This window comes from Pokkaliibacter sp. MBI-7 (assembly GCF_029846635.1).
GTDB lineage: Bacteria > Pseudomonadota > Gammaproteobacteria > Pseudomonadales > Balneatricaceae > Pokkaliibacter.
The window spans coordinates 3789616-3813518 of record NZ_JARVTG010000001.1 but is presented as its reverse complement, the minus strand read 5'-3'; the positions used below and the strand labels follow the sequence as shown (position 1 = coordinate 3813518).

Sequence of the window (23903 nt, the reverse complement as noted above, 5' to 3'; positions counted from 1 at the left end):
GAGCAATAGAATGTCGAATTCAAAGATCTTTGTGACTCAACCCTTTCTCCCTTCCCTAGAAGAATTCACTCCCTATCTAGAGGAGATTTGGAATAATAAAATTCTTACGAATGGTGGCCCTATGCATCAGCAGCTGGAAGCCGCACTATGTGAGTATCTTGGCGTCCCTGAAATAGCTCTATTCAATAATGGCACTATTGCTTTACTAACCGCACTACAAGCATTGAGGATAGCTGGGGAGGTGATTACAACTCCTTATTCTTTTGTAGCGACTGCACACTCCTTACTCTGGAATGGGATTAAACCTGTTTTTGTTGATATTGACCCTTTAACTCTAAACCTTGACCCTAAAAAAATAGAAGCGGCTATTACACCACAAACCACCGCAATTATGCCAGTTCACTGTTATGGCAACCCTTGTGATGTGAAGGCTATAGAAGAAATTGCTACTAACTACAACCTTAAAGTTATTTATGATGCTGCCCACGCATTTGGTGTTAACGACTCCACTGGCAGTATTCTCCGCCATGGCGACTTAAGTGCACTTAGTTTCCATGCCACTAAAGTTTTTAACACTTTTGAAGGCGGCGCAATCGTATGCCCCGACACAAAGACCAAGCAGAGAATAAATAATTTAAAGAACTTTGGTATAGTAGATGAAGTAACTGTCGTCGCCCCTGGTATAAATGGAAAAATGAGTGAAATAAATGCTGCTTTCGGATTATTACAACTTAATCATATCGAATCAGCATTAACAAGAAGAAAGGAAATTGATAAGTTTTATAGAACTGAGCTAGATAAAGTTGATGGAATCTCAGTTGTACCTCAATCTGGCCAAGCAAAAGCTAACTACTCCTACTTCCCAATATTGGTCGAGCCTTCATATAAGCTATCAAGGGACGGACTCTATGATTTTCTAAAAGAAAATGGCATATATAGTCGGCGCTACTTTTACCCACTAATCAGTGAGTTTCCAATGTATAGAGGAATGCAGTCAGCCAGCCCTGCTAATCTTCCAATAGCAACCTCTATCGCTAAAAAGGTTCTTTGTCTTCCTATTTATCCTAGTCTTAGTGATGTGGATCTCATTAGAATTGTCGACTGGATTAGGAAACCTCATTAATGGCCATACTAACACTGCCGGAATTACTCGATATGAATTTCGCCAATATTGGTGAAAATGTTTTCATTTCAAATAAAGCCTCATTCTATAATTGTCAAAAAATATCAATCGGAAATAATGTAAGAATAGATGACTTCTGTGTTATTTCAGCAGGCCAAGGGGGAGTACACATTGGAAACAACATTCATCTAGCTGTCTACTCCTCGATCATAGGTGCTGAGGCGGTAGTTATCAGTGATTTTGCAAATATTTCTAGTAGGGTTTCAATTTACAGCAGTAGTGATGACTATTCGGGCACTACCATGACAAACCCTATGATTCCTGATGAGTTCAAAAGTGTCACTCATGCCCCAGTACATATCGGAAGGCACGTTATTATTGGATCGGGCTCAATAATTCTACCAAACGTTACTTTAGAAGAAGGGGTAGCTATAGGATCACTGTCTTTAGTTAATAAAGACTGTGAACGCTTCGGTGTCTATGCTGGTATTCCTATCAAGAAAATTAAGGAGCGGAAGATGGATTTTCTAGATCTTGAAAAGAAATATCTGAGTTCTATAGGAAATATATAGAAAAATATTTAGTGATACTTAACATTAGCCTCAACTCTTGACACTTACCTCCGTGCTTGACTGCAGCCACTAGCCCCAAGCCTTAATAATAGGACCAATAGCTCAGCGCCAATTTAGTTTGGCGCACCTTTGCCATTTAGCTCAAACTATACTTTTCAGAGACTTTATACTCCGTACTGATTGATGCTCCGACTTCCACATTAAGTATGTGTGGTTAGTTGTTGTTTTGTGATCCAAATTTATTTGGAGCATACATTGTCATTAAAAATAAGGTTCAAGCTAATGAACAAAATGAAAGGTATTAACTCATATCATAAAGAACTAACAGAAGGCGACGTTAGCAACAAAGCTCACCGGGCATTTGTGGGCGGAATGTGGGAGGAAATTGGTAAGTTACAGTTTGAATTCATGCGCCATGTAGGATTGAAACCTGAACACAAATTACTTGATATTGGCTGTGGATGCTTAAGAGGTGGTTTGCACTTTATCAACTATCTTGAAAAGAGAAATTATTTTGGCCTCGACATTAATAGCTCTCTTATAAATGCAGGTAAAGTGGAAATGCTTGAGGCGGGCCTTTCATTCAAGAATTCAAACCTTCTTGTGGATGATTCTTTTTCAATAGAAAAGTTTAATCAGAAATTTGACTTCATGATATCGGTATCACTTTTCACACACCTACCGTTGGATATAATTCAAATTTGTTTAAGTAAAGCGAGAGAAAACCTAAAGCCTGCTGGTCAGTATTACTCTACCTTCTTTCAAGCGCCGAATTCAGCGCACGCTGAGAATATCAGGCAAGAGCCAGGTGGAATTGTGACGAAATACAACTCTGATCCATTTCACTATTCTGTTGATGAGATAGCTAGTGCTGCAGAATCTGCTGGCCTTAATTTCACGATGTATGGAGATTGGCAACATCCCAGGAATCAGAAAATGGCCAGATTTAGCCTTAAAAACTAGATACTGACACATGATGGTGATCTTTCGTCATACTTCACTGGATGGCTATTTAATGGAATACAAACAGCATCAATAGTGACATTCATATCTTTGCTATATGACTCCTATTGAGTTACCTCCTTTTCTTCGATACTTGCAATGAAAATTGTTATTCTATTTTTTGGCTGTATTTATCGAGCACACTTAGTGAAATAATCCATTAATAGCATTCTTTCAGTCTTTGAGGTTCAAAGATGGTAGCAAAAAACACCATTGCGTTGCGTAGTCTCGGAAAGTCTTTCGTTGGCCCTATTTTAGTTTCTTATGTTGCTGCGATTGCCAGAAAAACGTCTGAGCACCCATTCAAATTATTTGCGTTGGCTCGCGAAGGATATTTTCTTCAGCAGGCGCTAAAAGTGGCCAATATAGATAGCACCTATCTTCTTGCATCACGTACATTTCTTTTCAGGATATGCATCCATTTGCCTGACTCCTGGCAGTGGTCGCTTGCTGGGCAATATGTAGGAACCGTTGGGTCTTTTCTGCAAGATCGATTTGGTTTCACTCAACAGACACTTTCGCTGATTTTCGATAAAACACTACTTAAAGAGAGTGTTGATCTGTCAAGCAGTTCAGACCTGCAGGCGATGGAAGCGTTTCTGGAAGACAATCTTGAGCTACTTCGTGAGCAAACTCGCCCAAGCCGCGAAGCCTATCTTGCCTATCTGCAGCACGTTGGCTTTATGGATTCGCAGTTCACACCAATGCTGCTGGATCTTGGCTATTCTGGGACTATTCAGAAGCTCCTCACCTTGCTGACTGCACAACATACGGAAGGCTTCTATGTTATCGCCACCAAACCTGGTACGAGCATCGTCGCGGGCAAGGAGGTGACCATGCATGGGTGCTTCAAGGAGGGGGTGAAGCTGGGTGATGGTTATCTTATGCTGGATCGCTCGATGTTTGTCGAATGCTTACTCACTTCTCCTAATGGGCAGTTTGTTGACATCGACCAGCTGGGTGGCACAAAAGAAATGCCCTTTACCTTCTATTACGGCAGAGAAACCAACGCTCAGCGTTACTTCATCGATCTGGAGCACGTGATGCAAGGCGCCCTGTCACACGTTGCCCACTGCCATCGTCATTGCATAACCTACAGCGTCGAAGAGGTAGAGCAGTTGTTTAAACCTTATGTGACGCGACGCAATATGTTGCCCAGGGAAAGTTGGCACTTGTTCATGGCAGATGACAGCATTTCAGGAAACAGTTTTATTAATCCCTTGCAGTTTTTCTGCCTTTAAGCGTTCTGGATGACATCCTCACTTATGAAAATACCTTTCAAAAAACAACTTAAACAGGTTATCAAGGGGAACAAAGATCCTCAACGTTCTTACCGAGCAGGTATTCTATCGAGTGCATTGCAAAGCGGCTTGTTTGATCCAGCCTGGTATAAAGAGACCTACAAACTTGAGAGCAACGATCTGGAGGAGCTATTTTTTGACTACTTTCGGAAATCCAGTTTTGCCAATATTAACCCCTCTCCTGGGTTCGATACCGAGATTTATCACAAGCTTCATCTCGATGTTTATCACTTGGGTTTATGCCCTCTCGCCCACTACCTTGAACACGGGCAACGCGAAGGGCGGATGGCTACACCAGCTACCAATAAGTGGAGCCCTTCCAGCGAGCTGAAAGCCTCTACACTCCTTACAGAAAGCGCTAAAGAGCAGAAGGTTGCTGTACATCTGCACATCTTTTACGAGGACTTCATAGAGCGCTTTTATCATACGCTGGTGCAATTTCCTGTTGAGTTCGACCTGCTGCTGACTCTCTCTAAACCGGAATATACAGCGCCGGCAAAAGCGCGCTTTGGCAAGCTCAAAAATATCAAACAGATTGAGGCGGTCGTAGTGCCCAACAGAGGGCGTAATTTCGGCCCGCTGCTGGTGGAATACGGTAGCAAGTTGCAGGAATATGATCTGTTCTGTCACTTACACTCCAAGAAGTCCTTGTACTCTGGTAAAGAGCAAACCCAGTGGTCTGACTATCAGAACGAGTTCATCCTGAAAGACTCTTCAGTCACCACCCGCCTGCTCAATATGTTCAGCGACCATCCTGAACTTGGTCTGTACTACCCTACTTCGTTCTGGATGATGCCGAGCTGGGTCAATCACTGGACGTGTAACAAAAGTTTTGCCCAGCCCTTTCTTGATGAATGGCAGGCACAGTTGCGGAGCGATTTCCTGCCGTATCCTGTAGGCGGCATGTTCTGGGCAAGGCCCAAGGCGTTGCAGCAACTTTTAAGCCGGAACTTCAGCTATGAAGACTTCCCTGAAGAGCCTCTTCCGAATGATGGCTCCATGTTGCATGCTATCGAACGACTACTAGGCGTTCTTACCGAGCACAATGGCTTTGAACAGTTTTTCTACTATCCACCTACCGGGCAGTTCACTCAGGACTCCAGCTATATCTACATGAACTACAATCAGTCACTGGAATCCGTCAGCAGTGCAATTCATGCACATCATGCGGTTTCCTTTGATGTGTTCGATACCTTGGTGCGGCGTGAATTTTCTGAGCCAGACTACGCAAAGTTACTGCTAGGAAAATCACTGGCAGAGCAAGGTGTCATTACTGATGCACAAGCCTTTGTCAGGCTGCGCAACGAAACCGAATTCGAACTTCGTAAAGAGTCCAGTTTTCAGGGTGATATCAGCATTGAGACCATTTATCGGCGTATCGCCAGCTCACTAAGCGTACCCGAATCGAAAGCGGATGAATGGATGTGGCAGGAGTTCTCCTACGATCTGGCTATGATTCAGCCCAAGAATGAGATGGTTGAGCTGTTTAATCAGCTGTCACAAAGTGAGAAAAACCTATTTATTATTTCTGACACCTACTATACGCCTCACCAAATTGAGAAGATGCTGCGAAAAGTCGGCGTTCATGGCCGTTATCAATTGCTAGTTTCGAGTGAAGAGCAGAAACGTAAAGATAACGGCACTATGTGGCGGTATATGAAGGAGCAAGTAATGGAGAAAAAAATCTCCTCGCTGATTCATATCGGTGACAACGTTCGTGCAGATGCACAAATACCCGGCGACCTCGGTTTTAGTACATTCCATATTCTTCACCCCAACGACAAATGGATTGCCTGCGGTTTCCCTGATGTATTTAAGAACACGGAGAAGTTAGATGAGCTTCATATTCTCAAATGGGGCAGTCTGATTAGTAGCAATGGCAACTACCCATTAATCGGTGGATAAGTAACTTATTAATTGAGTTTTAATCGTGAAATTTGACACTCTTTATCTGCATGTAGGCTGGTCTAAAACTGGCACATCCGCAATTCAATCCGCATTGCAGAACAACAGAAACTTGCTTTCAGAAAAAGGCATCCTGTATCCCCAATCTATACAGTGGGCAGATCACTCCCATCACCCTTTTGCTCTTGCATTTCAAAGCAGCGGCCCCTATGGAAGTAATCTAACAACTATAGACGCAATTAGAAAACTAGACCAAGAGATAATTGAGTCAAATCTCCCCAACACTCTTTTATCATCAGAACTATCCCCCTTTTACTTCTCTGACTCAGACTTTAAACGCTTTGTGCAGGATCGCTTTACCAAAGTAAAAGTGATATTTACTGTAAGAAGGCAGTCTGAGCTTATTATTTCACTTTACAATCAACTTATAAAAGACCCACAAGTTAGGTATCAAGACAGCTTATTCAGCCTTACATTGAGGAATTTAACATGGCTTAACTTTCATCAGAATGTGATGAGGTGGTCTAACGCCGTGGGAAAAGGTAACGTAATTGTAGTTCCTTACAGTTCCAACATTGTTACTGATTTTATCGGTAACTTCGGTATTAGCATTGATTCATCGTTTATTTCAGGTGAAAAAATAATTAATGAGTCACTTCCAACAAGATGCTTAGCATTAGTAAAAAACAGATGCAGAGTGCATAGTAAAGATGCTGATAAATATAAAGCAACCAGAGATGGAGTCGTTCAACTATCGAAAAATATCCCACTTGAAAAAGACACTCACATAATATTCTCAGCATCAGAACAAAACTCACTTGACAGAAATTATTACAATGCCAACTTAGCTGTGGCTAGAGAGTTCACTTCAAGCGAGATACTATTCCCTGAAAAACAATATTCTCCTATAAAAGTTATTCCACCTGGGATCAGACTAGAAGAATTTAAAAGTGCTGCAGACTTATGACCATACCCAAAAAAATATTTCAATTCTGCCATAGTAGCGCCAACCTGCTTCCTATTTTCTTCGATGCCATACATCGCACAAGAACATCAAACTCTGATTATGAATATAGACTGATTGATGATCAGTTCATGAGAGAGTTTATAGGAGAGCATTATGGCTCTGAAGTACAGCAGCTGTATTCAGATAATAGGATTCCTGCTTCTCGATGCGATTTAGCAAGACTCATGCTTGTATATGAGTTTGGAGGATTTTATGTCGACTTATCAATGGAGTTAAGAAAAAGCCTTAACACTCTCTGTCGCAATGAACTCGTTCTACTACAAAGAGACGATTTTTCTAATTATATTGGGAAAGAGCACGCAGCACATTTTACAAACTCGATTATTGGTGCACCTGCCAAATCTCCATTTATTAAAAAGTGTATTGACGACGTCATTGGAAATTTCAGACAACGCAAATTTAACCATGATGTAATAAATGCATCCGGCCCTGGCGTTATAAATAAAAATCTCGCATACTTCAGAAGTAACTCAGCAAACTTCTCAGTCCATGCTATTTCCTTCAGGAAGGCTGTCGGCTCACTATTCGAGTACAGACGTAATCCAAAATTTAGCAATACATGGCTTGATCAGCAAAAAAAGGGCATATTTCCCACTCCCTTAGGTAAGAACAACCAATCTACTAGTTATATTTTTCATTTAGGCTGGCCCTGTACCTATGGCCTTGAGCTCCAAGATGTATTTTTGAATAACGTAGAGCAACTGGGAAAAATAGATTGCATATATCCAACGACCGGCAGACCAAACAATAGCCGAGCACATCATCAACTGATGAACAACCTTTCCTCTGAGCATACTATCTCCAATTTGGTATCAGAGTGTGCAGGGTATAAAACTGCAGTCATTTCCTCGGAAAGCCTGGCGTCAAGACTTGAATACGATGAGCAGCTAAAAATTTTGAAATCTTTAGAGCTCAAGCTTAAGAAAGTTGAGTTAGTGATATTTATTCAAGAAGTACCCAGTCTAGTACAGACATTATATAAACAGTGTGTCATTTCTGATTTTTACAAACTATGCGCTCCAAACTACAAAAAATCAGTTTGGGATTTTTATAATGAAATTGTCACCACAGATAAAAAGAGAATTTTACAATACGCTTCTTTTATATCTAAGCTAATAGAAGTTTTTGGAAAAGACTCGGTTAAGATAGTTCCGCTTAAAGCAGGCATATCAAACAATGCTGTCACGACGTTTCTTTCCTTAGCTGGCATTGACACTCCATTGAATAACAAGGAGACCCTCTCTCGACATGCAATAAACCTTTCCCCTAGAAACATTGAAGAGGTCCTTCTATATAACAGAGAGCACTCTGAAAAGATCAACCCAGACCAGAAAGTATCTTTTGTTAGCAATCTAATAAAAAGTCCAATTAGTGGCTCGCCAATTACGAGCGATGTTATACTCACTGAGTATCAGAAAGAAGTGATAAATAGCCACTTTAAAGAAGAGTATGCGTTATTACAAACATTGATAAATGAATAGTTACTTGTTTATCAATTGATGCCTTAAAAATCTGATTTTTTGAATCTCGTTTTTTGGTATCTTCTTTTAAGTTTTGGTCTAGCGCTTTGCTAGACCTGCTCTCTGCTCTCTGCTCTCTGCTCTCTGCTCTCTGCTCTCTGCTCTCTGCTCTCTGCTCTCTGCTCTCTGCTCTCTGCTCTCTGCTCTCTGCTCTCTGCTCTCTGCTCTCTGCTCTCTGCTCTCTGCTCTCTGCTCTCTGCTCTCAAAAATTCAGCCAACCCTTGTTCTATCTGTAACTTGCTAGTCACCTGTTACCAGCAACAACATTTCAATTTACAAAAAAATATCAAACTGTAAAATTTGGAAAATTTTATGTAAGCACTCCTTTACGATGCAACAAGTGAACAGTTCCGTGCTCGACAGTGGCCTCGCTTGTCTGGTCCTACTCGCGCGCTATCACCAACTTCCCGTAGATCCTACCCAACTGAAGCATCAGTTTGCGCGGAATGATCGGCCGTTTGGCAGCAGTGACATTATTCAGGCCGCACGCTCACTGGGCCTGCGAGCCAAAGTCAGTACTGCCCGCCTTGAACAACTCACTCTGCTAAACCTTCCAGCTATTGCAGCCATAAAAGACGGCAGTTTTGTTGTGCTTGCCAGTGTGGCAGAGGGCAAAGTGTTGCTGCAGTCACCCGCCAGCACCTCTCCTGAAACACTATCTACCGAGGATTTTCTTACACGCTGGTCTGGTCAAATCATTCAGCTTACGCGAAGAGCAGAGGTGAACAGTACCGGGGGGGCTTTCGGTTTGAGCTGGTTCGCCCAGGCACTGCTTAAATACAAAAAGCACCTGGCGGATGTATTTATTGCCTCCTTTTTCATTCAGATTTTTGCTCTGATAACCCCCCTTTTTTTTCAGGTTGTCATCGATAAGGTATTGGTCCACAAAGGCTTAAGCACCCTGGATGTGCTGGCTGTTGGACTGATCATCGTGTCCGTCTTTGATGTCATTCTGAACGCCCTGCGTAACTATATTTTCACGCATACGACTAACCGTGTAGATGTTTCCCTCGGCGCAAAACTTTTCAATCATCTTATTCGGCTTCCTGTTGCCTATTACCTCTCACGCCAGGTAGGCAATACTGTCGCTCGTGTAAAGGAACTGGAGTCGATCCGCAACTTCATTACCGGTACAGCACTCACACTGGTCATCGATCTGTTCTTTACCCTGGTTTTCTTTGCCGTGATGTTCTACTACAGCCCTGTGCTGGCGCTGGTCGTTGTTGGCTCTATTCCCTTCTATGTTGTTCTCTCCCTGTTGATTACTCCCATACTGCGCAGCCGGCTTGATGAGAAGTTCAAGCGTGGAGCAGAGAATCAGGCCTTCCTTACGGAGTCCGTCACCAACATCGAGGCGGTCAAAAGCATGGCGCTGGAGCCACAGGTGCAGCGCCGCTGGGAGGAAAATCTGGCAGGGTATGTCGCCGCCTCTTTTAAAGCTTCCAACCTTGGAAACGTTGCCAGTCAGTTTGCGCAACTGATCAACAAGATCACCACCGTCCTTATTCTCTGGGTCGGCGCGTCACTGGTGATGAGTAATGAACTGAGTATTGGCCAGCTCATTGCCTTCAACATGATTGCAGGCAGGGTCAGCAGCCCGATCCTGAAACTGGTACAGCTGTGGCAGGATTTCCAGCAGGCACGCATCTCGGTTAACCGACTGGGCGACATCCTTAATACGCCCACCGAACAAAGCTACAACCCCAACCGATCAACCCCTCCCAAGATCAAAGGCCTGGTATCCTTCGAGCGGGTCAGCTTTCGCTACCAGCCCAATATTCCGCCCGTACTTAACGACGTCAGCTTTACTGCACAGCCCGGAGAGATTATCGGCATCGTCGGCCGCTCAGGTTCTGGGAAAAGCACTATTACCCGGCTTATACAAAAGCTTTATCTGCCGGAAAGCGGTAGCGTCAAGGTTGATGGCCGGGACCTTTCTCAGCTGGATCCCTCCTGGTTGCGTCGTCAGGTAGGCGTCGTTCTGCAGGAGAGTCGTCTGTTCAATCTGAGCATACGGGACAATATCGCCATCGCTGATCCGTCAATGCCGATGGAACGAGTAATAGCTGCTGCTCGCCTAGCCGGTGCTGATGAATTTATCAGCCAGTTTCCGGATGGTTATGACACCAAAGTCAGCGAGCAGGGTTCAACTCTCTCTGGCGGCCAGCGTCAGCGCATTGCCATTGCCAGAGCTCTGATCAGCAATCCTCCTGTTCTGATATTTGATGAGGCAACCAGTGCGCTGGACTATGAGAGCGAGCGCATTATCCAAGAGAATATGCAGCGCATCTGTCATGGTCGTACGGTTTTTATCATTGCCCACCGGCTCAGTACCGTACGTCATGCCAACCGTATTCTGGTGATCGATCAGGGTAGAATCATTGAGCAGGGAGACCATCAGACTCTACTGGATCAACAGGGCTACTATGCCCGACTGCACAGCTATCAGACTCATCAACCCACCATTCGTCAGGTCACCCCTTCCGCTCCTGCCTCCAAAGCAGAAGACAAGGAGGACCGTCATGGCTAATAACGCCGTCACTCAACCCTTGCGCCAGCAGGACATCTACAGCTTTCTGCCTGCCGCCATTGAACTTGAGCAAACTCCGCCGGTACCACTGGCGCGTACGTTCCTCTGGACTATTCTGGCACTCTTTATCATCACGATTGTGTGGGCTTGCGTGGGCCAGGTCGACATCATCGCTTCTGCTCAAGGTAAAGTGATCCCCAGCGCTCGTGTGAAACAGATTCAGGCACTGGAAAGCGCCAAGGTCAGCAGTATTCTGGTCGCTGATGGCAGCCGGATACATCAGGGTGATGTGCTGATCCAGCTCGAAGATACCGCAGCAGCCAGCGACGCGGCCCGATACGCTGCACAGTTGCAGAATGCCGAGGCACAGCTTTGGCGGCTCACTGCCTATACGCATTGGCTTGAGCAGGGGCGCACTGCTCCTGTAACGACATTTTTATTACCAGCCTCCCCTGCTAACGCTGATCAGCGACAGCAATACCTGCAGCTGCAACAGCAAGCTGACGAACTACTGGCCAATATCAGCAAGGGTGAGCAGGAGCGGTTGCGGCTGCAGGCACAGCAACGGGTCGCAGAAGCAGAAATGCTCAAGAATCAGCGCTTGCAGGGTGTTATCGGCGAGCGTGTAACTGCCCTGAAAACACTGCAAAACAAACAACTGGGCTCCAGGGCTCAATATCTGGAACTGATGCAGGACCTGATCGAGGTGGAAGAGAATGTGCGTGTACAGCAGGCCACGCGAGACCAGTTGTCAGCAGCCATTAGCGCCAATCAGGCCACCAGTGACGCACTGCTCCATGAGAGTTACAAGACGGCCCTCAATGATCTGCAACAACAGGTCACGCAACGCGATTCTTTGCTTCAGGAAAAACGTAAAGCCGAACAGCGCCTCAGCCAGTTCACCCTCACCTCTCCTATCGATGGCTCAGTTCAGGATCTAGCTATTCACACCATTGGTGGTGTCGTCACCCCTGCTCAGGTGCTGATGCAAATCGTCCCCGATGATGGGCCTATTGAAGTTGAAGCCTGGGTAGAGAACCAGGACATCGGCTTTGTCCACTCAGGCCAGCATGTCGAGTTGAAGGTTAACGCGTTCAATTTCACCAAATATGGCGTTTTAACCGGCAAAGTCGCTGCGCTTTCTGAAGATGCCACACAGGACAGACAAGACAGGCAGCGTTACAGAGCACTTATCACGCTCGATAGCGACACTATGGATATTGATGATAAACAGGTACGCCTGTCGCCGGGTATGGCTGTGAGTGCAGAAATAGAAACTGGAAAGCGACGAGTAATTGAGTTTTTCCTTTCTCCATTGCTACGTTATAAAAATGAAAGCCTAAAGGAACGCTAGGAAAGCATTAGGCAATTTACACACCACTAGGAAATAAAAATGCTCAACAACACAATTTACTCCATAGATACCAGCAGTTCAGAGGGAGTAATAAAGGATTTACTTGGAGATAGTACTTCAAAGTGGGGCTCAGTATTAGGGCAAGGAGCCGATTTAATTATCAACAGACCCTATGCAACAGCTTACACTGGCTATTATGCTACGGGAACAGAAACAAGCACTCATAGCGACGTCAATATATCAGCTGCAAACGCATTTGAATCTGCTGCAGAGGCGTGGGCTGCAGTAGCTGATGTTACATTTACTCTCTCAAGCAACCGTTTCTCGTTATCTGATATCAACCTTGCTGGCAGCTCCTATGCAACACAGCGCCCCACTGGAAATGATGACCACACAGATGATGTATTTTGGAGCCTGTATAATAACACCCGTGTAGATATATGGGCGAACAATAATCTCTCTTCAGGAATCGCATATAATAAGGGAGATGAAGGGTACTTTTATCTAACTAAACTATTAGGTATTGCACTCGGTCTAGATGACATAGGTAATCAATATGACAGCACGCTAACTGTGATGTCTAATAATCATAACCATAATGTAATTGTTGACAACGTATCAACATTTACGTACCACTATGTCACTCCATCTACACCAATGATTTACGACATAGCTGCAATCCAATATTTGTATGGAGCCAATACGCGATATCACACGGGAGACGATACCTATACTTTTGATCCCAACACGCCTTTTGTGAAGACGATTTGGGATGCAGGTGGTAACGACACAATTTCCATTAGCAATTTCACAACTGACTCAACTATTAACCTAAATCAGGGAGAGTTGAGCTCTATTGGATATGACATACCTACGCACAATGGAGTCAAAGACTCCCTACTCTATGATGGTACCGATAATCTCGGTATCGCCTTCAATGTAGATATCGAAAATGCCATCGGTGGCAGTGGCAACGACCGCCTGATCGGTAATGCCTTGCGCAATGTCCTCACCGGCAACGCAGGGGACGATACCCTGCTCGGCAATGAGGGCAACGATGTACTGATCGGTGGTTTAGGCAATGACCGCCTGGTTGGCGGCGTGGGCGACGATACCCTGCAGGGTGATGAAGGGAACGACTCCCTGTACGGCGAAGCGGGTAATGACCGCCTGGTCGGTGGTTTGGGTAATGACTTGCTTAATGGCGGAGACGGCAACGATACCCTCTTTGGTCAGGAAGGGAACGATACTCTGGTGGGTGGTCAGGGTAACGATCTGCTCAACGGCGGCGAGGGTGACGACACCCTGCGTGGAGAAGACGGCAATGACACCCTGGTGGGCGGCAATGGCAATGATCTTCTGATTGGCGGTGCAGGCAATGACCAGCTGCAGGGCATGGATGGCAATGACTTCCTCTATGGTCAGGACGGCAATGATCGCCTGATCGGTGGAGCGGGTAATGACGTACTCAACGGTGAAAACGGAGAGGATGCACTTTATGGTCAGGAAGGCAACGATCGCCTGATTGGCGGAGACAGCAACGACTTCCTCAACGGCGGTGAAGGTGATGACAACCTGTATGGCGACAAGGGTGCGGACCGCCTGATTGGTGGGCTGGGCAACGATCTGCTCAATGGCGGTGACGGTGACGACAACCTCTACGGTCAGGAAGGCGCTGATACACTGGTCGGCGGCGCGGGTAACGATCTGCTTAATGGCGGTGACGGCAACGATACCCTCTATGGTCAGGAAGGGGCTGACACGCTGGTCGGCGGTGCGGGTAATGACCGCCTGATCGGTGGTGCCGGCAACGACACCCTGTATGGTGAAACGGGGAATGATCAGCTGGTCGGTCAGGACGGTAATGACCGCCTGATCGGCGGTGACGGTAACGATGTACTGAATGGGGGTGATGGCATCGATCAGCTGTTCGGTCAGAATGGTGATGACCGCCTGATAGGCGGCGCAGGCAATGATCATCTGGTGGGTGGCGAAGGTAACGATACCTACGTCTTCGGTCGTGGTGATGGACAGGATACGATCAATAACTTCGACGCCTCTGACGCCACAGACACGCTGCTGTTCGGTAATGATATTGCCAGCGATCAGTTGTGGTTCACTCGCCAGGGCGACAATCTGCTGGTCTCGATCATCGGCACCTCAGACAGCTCTACCCTGCAGAACTGGTATCAGGACAGTCAGGCTCAGATCGATCAGTTCCAGACAGCCTCTGGTGACATCCTGCTGTCTTCTCAGATCGACAATCTGGTCAATGCCATGGCGGCCTTCAATCCGCCTGCCACCGGGGAAATGACACTGAACAATGCTGACTATGCAGGCTTGGACACCGTGATCGCGGCAAGCTGGAACAGCGCTGCTGCGTAACAGTGCCTAGATAAATAAACGGCACCTCGGTGCCGTTTATTTATAAAAACATATATTTGAGAGATTGATGTGGATGCCGTGAAAGCCCAGAGAAACTACAAAGCTCATCGGCACCTCTGATAGTTAAGACTTCTGAACAGGTATAAGGGCAGTCAGGCACAGTTGGCTCAATTCAATGTAGCCACGTGATGTACTGTAATCCTCCCAAATCGATAACCAGAGTAACACCATGGCAGCGTTTAAGCCGCCGCCACAGGAGAACTGGCCCGACGTAACACTGGCTACGCCGGTTTAGAAACGGTATGCCGTGAGCGGGATCAATACCACTGCCTAACTCACTCTTTAAGTGTTTTGCTGTAGTACCGTAAATATGTTCGAGAGGGAACTATGACCACTGCTAATAATTCAACTGGAACCAACACCTACTCCTCTGTCGATGGGAGTAATACAGCCAGTTATATCAATGCACTTTTAGAAAACGAATTCACTTACAAATGGGGAGGGGCTCAGGGCACGGGTGCCACTATTACCTATAGCATCCCAGGTGCCAATGCTTCTTGGCCCGACTACCCGCTGGGTGATGAGCCTACCTTCATGACCCCCGTAAATAGTGAAGTGGCCAATGCCTTTACTGCCGCACTGACAACCTGGTCCAACGTTGCCAATATCACCTTTACCAAGGTGAATGAGAGTCCGACTACTGTCGGCGATATACGTGTAGCGTATTACGACCTTATGGACAGTGACTCTCTTGCCTGGGCGTACTTCCCCAACTACCCGAGCTGGAGTGGAGATGTATGGTTGAATCCTGCCCAGGATATCTGGAGCGGTACCGACCTGACATCCGGACATCTTGGCTCGTTGACCCTTATCCATGAAATTGGCCATGCTCTGGGCCTTAATCATCCCGAAGGCGAAGGCAATACAGCTGGGTATGACCTCAGTACTACTGTGATGTCTTACAACGAACATCCCAATGGCTGGGTTTATGACAACTCTGGAAGCTATGGTTATGTTCAGCCTTCGACTCCCATGATCTACGACATCGCAGCCATTCAGTATCTGTATGGTGCCAACATGTCTTACCACGCAGGTAATGATGTCTATACCTTTGATCCCAGCACCCCTTTTATTGAAACTATTTGGGATGCGGGTGGCAACGATACTATTTCTATCAGCAACTTCAGTGATGGTTCTGTCATTGATTTGCACCAGGGCACTCTTAGCTCTATCTATTATCAGGTCGAATCCAACGCAGGCTACCTTGATGATGACCTGTATGATGGCAGTAATAATCTGGGTATCGCCTTCAATGTAGATATCGAAAATGCCATCGGTGGCAGCGGCAACGACCGCCTGATCGGTAATGCCTTGCGCAATGTCCTCACCGGCAACGCAGGGGACGATACCCTGCTCGGCAATGAGGGCAACGATGTACTGATCGGTGGTTTAGGCAATGACCGCCTGGTTGGCGGCGTGGGCGACGATACCCTGCAGGGTGATGAAGGGAACGACTCCCTGTACGGCGAAGCGGGTAATGACCGCCTGGTCGGTGGTTTGGGTAATGACTTGCTTAATGGCGGAGACGGCAACGATACCCTCTTTGGTCAGGAAGGGAACGATACTCTGGTGGGTGGTCAGGGTAACGATCTGCTCAACGGCGGCGAGGGTGACGACACCCTGCGTGGAGAAGACGGCAATGACACCCTGGTGGGCGGCAATGGCAATGATCTTCTGATTGGCGGTGCAGGCAATGACCAGCTGCAGGGCATGGATGGCAATGACTTCCTCTATGGTCAGGACGGCAATGATCGCCTGATCGGTGGAGCGGGTAATGACGTACTCAACGGTGAAAACGGAGAGGATGCACTTTATGGTCAGGAAGGCAACGATCGCCTGATTGGCGGAGACAGCAACGACTTCCTCAACGGCGGTGAAGGTGATGACAACCTGTATGGCGACAAGGGTGCGGACCGCCTGATTGGTGGGCTGGGCAACGATCTGCTCAATGGCGGTGACGGTGACGACAACCTCTACGGTCAGGAAGGCGCTGATACACTGGTCGGCGGCGCGGGTAACGATCTGCTTAATGGCGGTGACGGCAACGATACCCTCTATGGTCAGGAAGGGGCTGACACGCTGGTCGGCGGTGCGGGTAATGACCGCCTGATCGGTGGTGCCGGCAACGACACCCTGTATGGTGAAACGGGGAATGATCAGCTGGTCGGTCAGGACGGTAATGACCGCCTGATCGGCGGTGACGGTAACGATGTACTGAATGGGGGTGATGGCATCGATCAGCTGTTCGGTCAGAATGGTGATGACCGCCTGATAGGCGGCGCAGGCAATGATCATCTGGTGGGTGGCGAAGGTAACGATACCTACGTCTTCGGTCGTGGTGATGGACAGGATACGATCAATAACTTCGACGCCTCTGACGCCACAGACACGCTGCTGTTCGGTAATGATATTGCCAGCGATCAGTTGTGGTTCACTCGCCAGGGCGACAATCTGCTGGTCTCGATCATCGGCACCTCAGACAGCTCTACCCTGCAGAACTGGTATCAGGACAGTCAGGCTCAGATCGATCAGTTCCAGACAGCCTCTGGTGACATCCTGCTGTCTTCTCAGATCGACAATCTGGTCAATGCCATGGCGGCCTTCAATCCGCCTGCCACCGGGGAAATGACACTGAACAATGCTGACTATGCAGGCTTGGACACCGTGATCTCAGCAAACTGGAACAGCGCTGCTGCGTAACATCACTGCCAGATAATCAACGGCACCTCGGTGCCGTTGATTAATCTATAAACTGGATGAATACGCTATTAACTAACCACTTTAATGCTTAAGTAAAGGATAACGCCCGTTTGCACATATCAGTCGCCCCCACTTTTTAATTTCCAGCTCATTCATTTCGCCATGAGTGAACCCGCCTGGCAGACCCATTGCCTTCCATTTATCCATCGGATTAAGAATGTGCAGGCTCTGAAAGCCGAAGTCTCCCGGAATTTGAGCATCCGCAACGACGTTATCACCGATATGAGCGACCTTGATGCCTTTATCAATGGTTTTTTCTGCCAGCTCACGCCATAAACTACCGTTATCCTTCCTCAACCCATTTTCGCTGGAAACCCACATTTGATCTGGGTGCCGGGCACCGATGTGATACAGCAACCGCTCTATCTGAGAGCTGGAATAATAGGTATCAGACACCAGAAACACTTTTTTTCCGCTTTCAATCAATGAGTTGAACAGCGTCACCACCTCCTCTTTCGGCAGGCACTCCTCCAGATCCATTTCAAACTCTAGTTCAGACATGGCTACTGCATCGGCTGGTAAATTCAAGGTCTTAGCCAGACGTTGATAAACCTCGATCAACCCAACGTCGCCAGCGAACTGACGTGACTGCCGGCACTCGAACTCGGCTTGATTACGCTCTGCCACGAACTGCTGGGCACTCGGTACAACGCCTGCGGCAAACAACTGCTGGCCTACCTTGAGCTTTGCATAATCTGGCTGGTAATAGCGACGCTGTAGTAACGTATCAAACAGATCAAAACTGGCTATATCTACATTGTGCAGCTGATTGGCATATTCACTGAGAGGCTGATGATACTGTGTATAGATGTAGCCTTTATCGAGAGTGAACTGCCCTGTCGGTGGATGATAGAAAAATGGCTTGTAGCCATTATGTTTCACGAGCAGAGGTAGAAGACGTTCCAGCGCATGCAGCTCGGAACCATCATTGGCCAGCGGCTCTTCTGGAAAATCGCTGTATGACCATGTCTGATCAAACAGCTGCTGCAGAGCAGCTGGGCGTGCCCAAAACATTCCTCCAACAGGATAGGCCAGGAAATCCTCCTCCAGAGCGATATTCCACTTTTCCAGATAGCTTCTGGCTGCCTGTTTGTTCATTGTCCAATGATTTACCCAGCTTGGCATTAGCCAGTAAGAGGTAGGAAAGTACATTCCCAAATCTGCGTTATGAGCAAACAACTGCAAAATACCACGTATAACGCCAGCATCACCTAACAAATATTCATTCAGATAGTCTGACCATTGCGTCTGCTCACGGCCTGAATAAAGAGACTTTTTGGAGTGCAGATGACCTACCAGATCATAGCCTTTAAGCTTTTCACTAAACTCCACCAGTAATGGACCAAAGTTTCTTCCGCGATTGGGTGAAACTACACAATGAATATCTCCCGCCTCTGGACATTTTCCAAATGCTGACTTTACCTCTCCTGACCAAGAAGCATCTGCAACACTGACATAAATATCAGCCTTTATTGGTAAACTACTTAACAGACTGGCAAAGCGCTCAATAAAGTCTTTGTAATAAATATGCAGACAAAGGGCTATGCGCATATTTTTATAGCTATTATCAGCCAGATCGATGGGAAGCACATGTGAAGGTTGCCAGAGCTGTTTGACACCTTGGATCTCCCTGCCTTCTTGCTGACCGGCGTACAGATAATGTTCTAGCGCACCGATACCAGAAAAGTACACATCCAGGTTACGCCGCATATAGTCTTCAGTATCGAATTTCGCGGAAGCAGAAATATTGGAATACCGAGACTTTCTGCAAAAATCTGTGAATGCGGAAGATACATCACCAAACTGATGGAGGCTTCTACTGTTATACCATTCAAAGTCAAATAAGCGGTCCCGTGTCGCTTGCTCTAACAATGCTGCATCTCCGGCATCAGACCTGACCTGTATTGCTTTAAACTGCTGCTGTAGCTTTTTTTTGCGCCATTGCTGTTTAACCTTGACCAGAAACCGCAATGCCTGAGGGTTACGCTTACGCAGGTAATCTTTGAGCTTTTTTTCCAATACTTTCCGTGACACCAGAAAAACCCTTTCTTTTGTGAAACAGCCATTAAATAGGGCAATATATTTTCACTTCAATTATTTTCATTCATGCGAAGATTGTCAGCGGATTGATCACACCAAGTCCGGCATTATCATCATCAATATCAAATAATCTTTTCAATTCTGCAGGCAGGTTACTAAAGCTTTTAATCATTGCAGCATACATATTTTCCACATCCTGCCCAGTCACTACCGCCTCAGATCGCAACATGTCCTCTGCATAGCTCATGGCTCCTGCCATGATCACTTCGACCTCATGAAAATGACGCTGTACATGCGTTAATCCACCGTAGGTCATCTGTATTTTCCCTGATGAATCAACTGACATATTTTTCAGCTGGCCATTGGGAGAGGTCAATACAGCCTCAAGGAACAGCGAGCGGTCCAACGGTATGTAACCCTGCCCTAGAGCAACTCCTTCTTTTAGCGCGCCGAGCATTCTAGCCCGGCATTGACCGACCTCGACCTCACCGGCACGAGTCGCTATCCAGTAAAAGCCTCGTGTATCAGCACCATGCAACAGCGTTATCAGCTTTTGAATAGTACCGCTATAACCCAAGTCGACCAGCGCTGAGTCAGGTGATGACAGCAGAGGTGCGGAATAGCGCAAGTAGGCATCTCGGGTAGGCTGAGCACAAGCAGCAAGTTGAGAAACATGCTCTTTGAATACACGTATTACTTTTTCTTTATCATCAGGCAAGACAACTTCCATTGCCTTTTGCGCAGGACTGAAGATGCTGTCTACCTCTGAATTCATCAGCCCCAGCCGCTTCTCACACAGCTGTTTTAGATTACCGCTAAATGCTCCCTGCAGGGCCAGTTCCCAGCATTCAGGGCGATCTAGCATGGCCCGATATAGGAAGGTACGTGAAGCCAGCAGATAGTGGGTCTGGACATCCGGAACCAACCCCTGATACCGCAGCCGCTCATACCCTTGCTGCAAAAAATACCCCTCACGCGCAAGAAAAAGCAGGTTGTCAACACCATACTGACTCACCTGCTCCCCCAGCCAACGGAAATAATGCGCCAATACAGGACCAATAAAACAGACACCAAAATCTTGCAGCTGCTGCTTCGACAAACTCACCTTGTATTCCTTAGTCGCTAAACATAACTTCGATGAGAGAAAAACCTCATCGACAAATGAGACAACTTCCCATTTAGATAACATTTGGGAGCAAAAAACTACGTGCTTGCTACTTTTCCTGCAAAGTGGTTTATGATGGCTCCCTGCCTCACATAACTGAACCGCCCGGGTTGATCTTCGACACCGGAGTGCTCAGAGTCTCACTTGAGACAAGCCATGCATCTAACACAGAATCTCCATCCGTGCTGCTGGAAAGGATACCAACAATAAAGATGACCGCTTGCATAACTTCTGTGTTACCAGACCAGCTTAAGGATTAGCGTGAATCGTTGCCTAATGATTGCCAATACGTCTTGGTACTTATTCAACTTCCATCAAGGTCTGATCCTGGATTTACAGGAGGCAGGCTGGGAGGTTGAGACGGTAGCACCTGAAGATGATTACACCGTCAAGCTGCAAGCAATCAGCCAGCGGCATCATACCTTGCATATGCATCGGCGGGGTGGCAACCCGCTTAAAGATCTTATCGCTTGCAGGGAGTTATTCTGCTTGTTTCGTCAGCGCCAGCCACAGGCTGTGCTCAACTTCACACCCAAACCCAATGTTTATGGCACCCTTGCAGCTCACTGGCTGGATATTCCCGCAATCAATAACATCACCGGTTTAGGAACGCTTTTTGCTGAGCCAACAATGATGAATCGGGTGGCACAATTTCTATTCAGGATATCGCAGCCCAAAGCTCATCACGTGCTGTTCCAAAATCAGGATGATCGCACTCTATTCATTGATCGTGGCTATGTAGCCGCCGACAAGACATCTCGAATACCGGGTAGCGGTATTGATCTGAACCGCTTCATTCCAACAGAAGCGCCAAACGATGGCATCGTCAGATTTATTCTGGTTGCACGTATGTTGCGGATGAAGGGTGTTGAGGAGTTTGTCGAAGCGGCCAGGCAACTTAAGGCCGAACGATCGGATGTTGAATTTCTGCTGCTAGGCCATGTGGACGCCGGCAGCGCCAACAGTATCAGTGAGTCACAGATCAAAGCCTGGCACAAAGAAGGCGTCATTAACTATCTGGGCGGTGTGAGTAATGTGGCACCGAAAATTGCTCAGGCAGACTGCGTTGTTTTACCCTCTTACTACCGCGAGGGAGTACCGCGCTCGCTCCTTGAAGCGGCGGCTATGGCTAAGCCTATCATTACGACTGATACCGTTGGCTGCCGGGATGCGGTTGATCACGGTTTGACAGGGCTCATATGTCAGCCACGCAATGCTCAGTCACTCAAAGATGCACTGACAGAAATTGCTAATATGTCTCACATTGAGCGAATAGCGCTTGGACAAGCAGGGCGTATTAAAATGCAGAAGTCCTTTGACGTGAACCGTGTGATCAAGGCGTATATCAACCTGCTTGCCCCCTTGAAAGAATCACCTGTGCTGGACACTCTCGTCACTGACACCAAGTAGCGCAACAAAGCCTTCAAACCTACCGTCTATATTGTCCGTGTAAGTTGAAATGAAGATCAGAGCTGGAATTAATGGTAAGTAACATGGAAAGAACTCAGTTTGCAGATATGCAGGACTCCCCCTCCTGGAGCGCCTTGCTTGAACATGCAGATCAATTGGCATCCTCACACATCTATTCGCTGTTCGAGCAAGACCAGGCGCGTTTCGAGAAGTTCCATGTATCCAGCTCTCCTATATTGTTTGACTACAGCAAGCAACTGTTGACGGAACAAACAGTCGATCTGCTTTTCAGGCTTGCCGAAGAAAAGAAACTGCCTGAGCGCATTGCTGCGCTGTTCTCAGGCGAGCATGTGAACAGCTCTGAAGATCGCCCTGCGATGCACTGGGCACTTCGATCACCAGCAACAGATCGTACTCTGTACAACGGCAACGATATTTCACAGCCAGTGGCCGCAGAGCTCGATAAGATCGACAGCTTTGCCGAAATCATTCGCAGTGGTCAGTGGCGTGGATTTAGTGGTTATGCCATTACTGATGTAGTCAACATCGGGGTTGGAGGTTCAGACCTTGGTCCTATGATGAGCTGCATGGCACTTGAAGACTGTATAGACGTGGAACCAACGCCACTGCGAATCCATTTTGTATCGTCAATGGACGGCACTCAGCTTTCACCTCTGCTAGATAAACTTAACCCCCATACCACCCTGTTCATCCTTTCATCTAAATCCTTTACCACCATTGATACGCTGTCGAATGCTGCTACCGCACTCAACTGGCTCACTCAGGCATGCCCCGAGAAAGAGAAAGTACTTTCCAGTCACTTTATTGGCATTTCTGCACAACAGGACAAGATGTCAGCCTGGGGGATTCCAGAGTCCAATCAGCTGTACTTCTGGGATTGGGTGGGGGGACGCTACTCCATGTGGTCAAGCATTGGCTTCCCTATCGCACTTAAACTGGGCATACGAGCCTTTAAACAGCTCCTTGCCGGTGCCCACTTTATGGACAAGCAGTTTCAGAACACGCCCTGGCAACAGAATTTGCCTGTGTTGCTGGGCCTGATTGGTGTCTGGAATAGTAATTTCCAGAAGATCAATACACATGCCATTCTGCCCTACGATGGCCGGTTAAAGTACCTGCCGACCTACTTAAGTCAGTTAGAAATGGAATCCAACGGCAAGTCTGTAACACGTTCAGGGCAGTCTGTTGCGTTCAAAACCTGCCCTATTCTTTGGGGTGAGGTGGGCCCGAATGCTCAACATGCGTTTTATCAGCTTCTACACCAGGGCACCGAGCGTGTGAGCTGTGATTTTATTGCGCCCGCGATGCGCTATCACGAGCACACCAATCCCTCACTGACTCAGCAACATGAGCTGGCTCTGGCCAACTGCTTTGCTCAGTCACGCCTCCTGGCACTGGGAGAACGCGTCTTACCCGAAAGCAGCAGCCTGCCCAGTTACAAGCGCTACCCAGGCAACCAACCCAGTTCAACCATTATTCTTGATGAACTGACCCCCTTTAGTCTTGGCGCACTTATTGCGTTGTATGAGCACAAGGTTTTTGTTCAGTCAGTAATTTGGGATATCAACCCCTTCGATCAGTGGGGTGTTGAACTGGGTAAAAAACTTGCTTCTGACACACTGGAACTACTTCAAGGTAATCGAAGCCTGGAAGGGTATGATCCCAGCACCTCGGGTCTTGTTACGCACATCGTCAATGCCTGGAAACAAAACTCCTAGAGTGTGCAAA

General features: G+C 47.0%; 15 protein-coding genes. 13 read left to right on the top strand and 2 right to left on the bottom strand.

Annotated features, from left to right (window positions below):
- The first annotated feature begins 10 nt into the window (after positions 1-10).
- The 11 genes from QCD60_RS16840 (at position 11) to QCD60_RS16790 (ending at position 17479) form a co-directional block, all read left to right on the top strand.
- A complete protein-coding gene (locus QCD60_RS16840) occupies positions 11-1123 on the top strand; it encodes a DegT/DnrJ/EryC1/StrS family aminotransferase (protein WP_279787267.1) in 1113 nt (370 codons plus the stop codon).
- Positions 1123-1695 carry an acyltransferase gene (locus QCD60_RS16835; protein WP_279787265.1) on the top strand — a complete coding sequence of 191 codons (573 nt, stop codon included), beginning with the start codon at positions 1123-1125 and terminating at the stop codon, positions 1693-1695. The genes QCD60_RS16840 and QCD60_RS16835 overlap by 1 nt, the downstream gene beginning before the upstream one ends.
- Positions 1696-1977: 282 nt before the next feature.
- Positions 1978-2658, top strand: coding sequence for a class I SAM-dependent methyltransferase (locus QCD60_RS16830; RefSeq protein WP_279787263.1), 681 nt, complete (start codon positions 1978-1980; stop codon positions 2656-2658).
- 233 nt (positions 2659-2891) lie between these two features.
- Positions 2892-3938, top strand: coding sequence for a hypothetical protein (locus QCD60_RS16825; RefSeq protein ID WP_279787261.1), 1047 nt, complete (start codon positions 2892-2894; stop codon positions 3936-3938).
- A 24-nt stretch (positions 3939-3962) separates the two neighbouring features.
- Positions 3963-5903, top strand: coding sequence for a rhamnan synthesis F family protein (locus tag QCD60_RS16820; RefSeq protein WP_279787259.1), 1941 nt, complete (start codon positions 3963-3965; stop codon positions 5901-5903).
- Positions 5904-5928: 25 nt separating this feature from the next.
- Positions 5929-6870, top strand: a complete 942-nt coding sequence (locus tag QCD60_RS16815; RefSeq protein ID WP_279787258.1) for a hypothetical protein — start codon at positions 5929-5931, stop codon at positions 6868-6870.
- Positions 6867-8411: a glycosyltransferase gene (locus QCD60_RS16810; protein WP_279787256.1), complete on the top strand. Its 1545-nt coding sequence runs from the start codon at positions 6867-6869 to the stop codon at positions 8409-8411. The genes QCD60_RS16815 and QCD60_RS16810 overlap by 4 nt, the downstream gene beginning before the upstream one ends.
- 370 nt (positions 8412-8781) lie before the next feature.
- Positions 8782-10980 (top strand): type I secretion system permease/ATPase, encoded by a 2199-nt coding sequence (locus QCD60_RS16805; protein ID WP_279787254.1) that lies wholly within the window; start codon positions 8782-8784, stop codon positions 10978-10980.
- Positions 10973-12334: an HlyD family type I secretion periplasmic adaptor subunit gene (locus QCD60_RS16800; protein ID WP_279787253.1), complete on the top strand. Its 1362-nt coding sequence runs from the start codon at positions 10973-10975 to the stop codon at positions 12332-12334. Before QCD60_RS16805 ends, QCD60_RS16800 begins: the two co-directional genes overlap by 8 nt.
- Positions 12335-13180: 846 nt before the next feature.
- The gene (locus QCD60_RS16795) at positions 13181-14719 is read left to right on the top strand and encodes a calcium-binding protein (protein ID WP_279787251.1); all 1539 of its coding nucleotides are present in this window, start codon (positions 13181-13183) and stop codon (positions 14717-14719) included.
- 387 nt (positions 14720-15106) lie between these two features.
- A complete protein-coding gene (locus tag QCD60_RS16790; protein ID WP_279787249.1) occupies positions 15107-17479 on the top strand; it encodes a M10 family metallopeptidase in 2373 nt (790 codons plus the stop codon).
- Positions 17480-17560: 81 nt separating this feature from the next.
- On the opposite strand, the gene QCD60_RS16785 is transcribed toward QCD60_RS16790, so the two are convergent.
- Entirely contained in the window at positions 17561-19573 is a 2013-nt protein-coding gene (locus QCD60_RS16785) for a rhamnan synthesis F family protein (protein WP_279787246.1), read from the bottom strand.
- A gap of 70 nt (positions 19574-19643) precedes the next feature.
- Entirely contained in the window at positions 19644-20684 is a 1041-nt protein-coding gene (locus QCD60_RS16780; RefSeq protein WP_279787244.1) for a hypothetical protein, read from the bottom strand.
- A gap of 336 nt (positions 20685-21020) precedes the next feature.
- On the opposite strand from QCD60_RS16780, the gene QCD60_RS16775 reads away from it, so the two are divergent.
- Entirely contained in the window at positions 21021-22154 is a 1134-nt protein-coding gene (locus tag QCD60_RS16775) for a glycosyltransferase family 4 protein (RefSeq protein ID WP_279787242.1), read from the top strand.
- A gap of 83 nt (positions 22155-22237) precedes the next feature.
- Positions 22238-23893: a glucose-6-phosphate isomerase gene (pgi, locus tag QCD60_RS16770; RefSeq protein ID WP_279787240.1), complete on the top strand. Its 1656-nt coding sequence runs from the start codon at positions 22238-22240 to the stop codon at positions 23891-23893.
- Positions 23894-23903: the final 10 nt, after the last annotated feature.

Coding starts and splice junctions, on each gene's coding strand:
- QCD60_RS16830 (WP_279787263.1), top strand. CDS start 1,978: ATGAACAAAATGAAAGGTATTAACTCATATCATAAAGAACTAACAGAA.
- QCD60_RS16800 (WP_279787253.1), top strand. CDS start 10,973: ATGGCTAATAACGCCGTCACTCAACCCTTGCGCCAGCAGGACATCTAC.
- QCD60_RS16775 (WP_279787242.1), top strand. CDS start 21,021: ATGATTGCCAATACGTCTTGGTACTTATTCAACTTCCATCAAGGTCTG.
- QCD60_RS16825 (WP_279787261.1), top strand. CDS start 2,892: ATGGTAGCAAAAAACACCATTGCGTTGCGTAGTCTCGGAAAGTCTTTC.
- QCD60_RS16790 (WP_279787249.1), top strand. CDS start 15,107: ATGACCACTGCTAATAATTCAACTGGAACCAACACCTACTCCTCTGTC.
- QCD60_RS16820 (WP_279787259.1), top strand. CDS start 3,963: ATGAAAATACCTTTCAAAAAACAACTTAAACAGGTTATCAAGGGGAAC.
- pgi (WP_279787240.1), top strand. CDS start 22,238: ATGGAAAGAACTCAGTTTGCAGATATGCAGGACTCCCCCTCCTGGAGC.
- QCD60_RS16810 (WP_279787256.1), top strand. CDS start 6,867: ATGACCATACCCAAAAAAATATTTCAATTCTGCCATAGTAGCGCCAAC.
- QCD60_RS16805 (WP_279787254.1), top strand. CDS start 8,782: ATGCAACAAGTGAACAGTTCCGTGCTCGACAGTGGCCTCGCTTGTCTG.
- QCD60_RS16835 (WP_279787265.1), top strand. CDS start 1,123: ATGGCCATACTAACACTGCCGGAATTACTCGATATGAATTTCGCCAAT.
- QCD60_RS16840 (WP_279787267.1), top strand. CDS start 11: ATGTCGAATTCAAAGATCTTTGTGACTCAACCCTTTCTCCCTTCCCTA.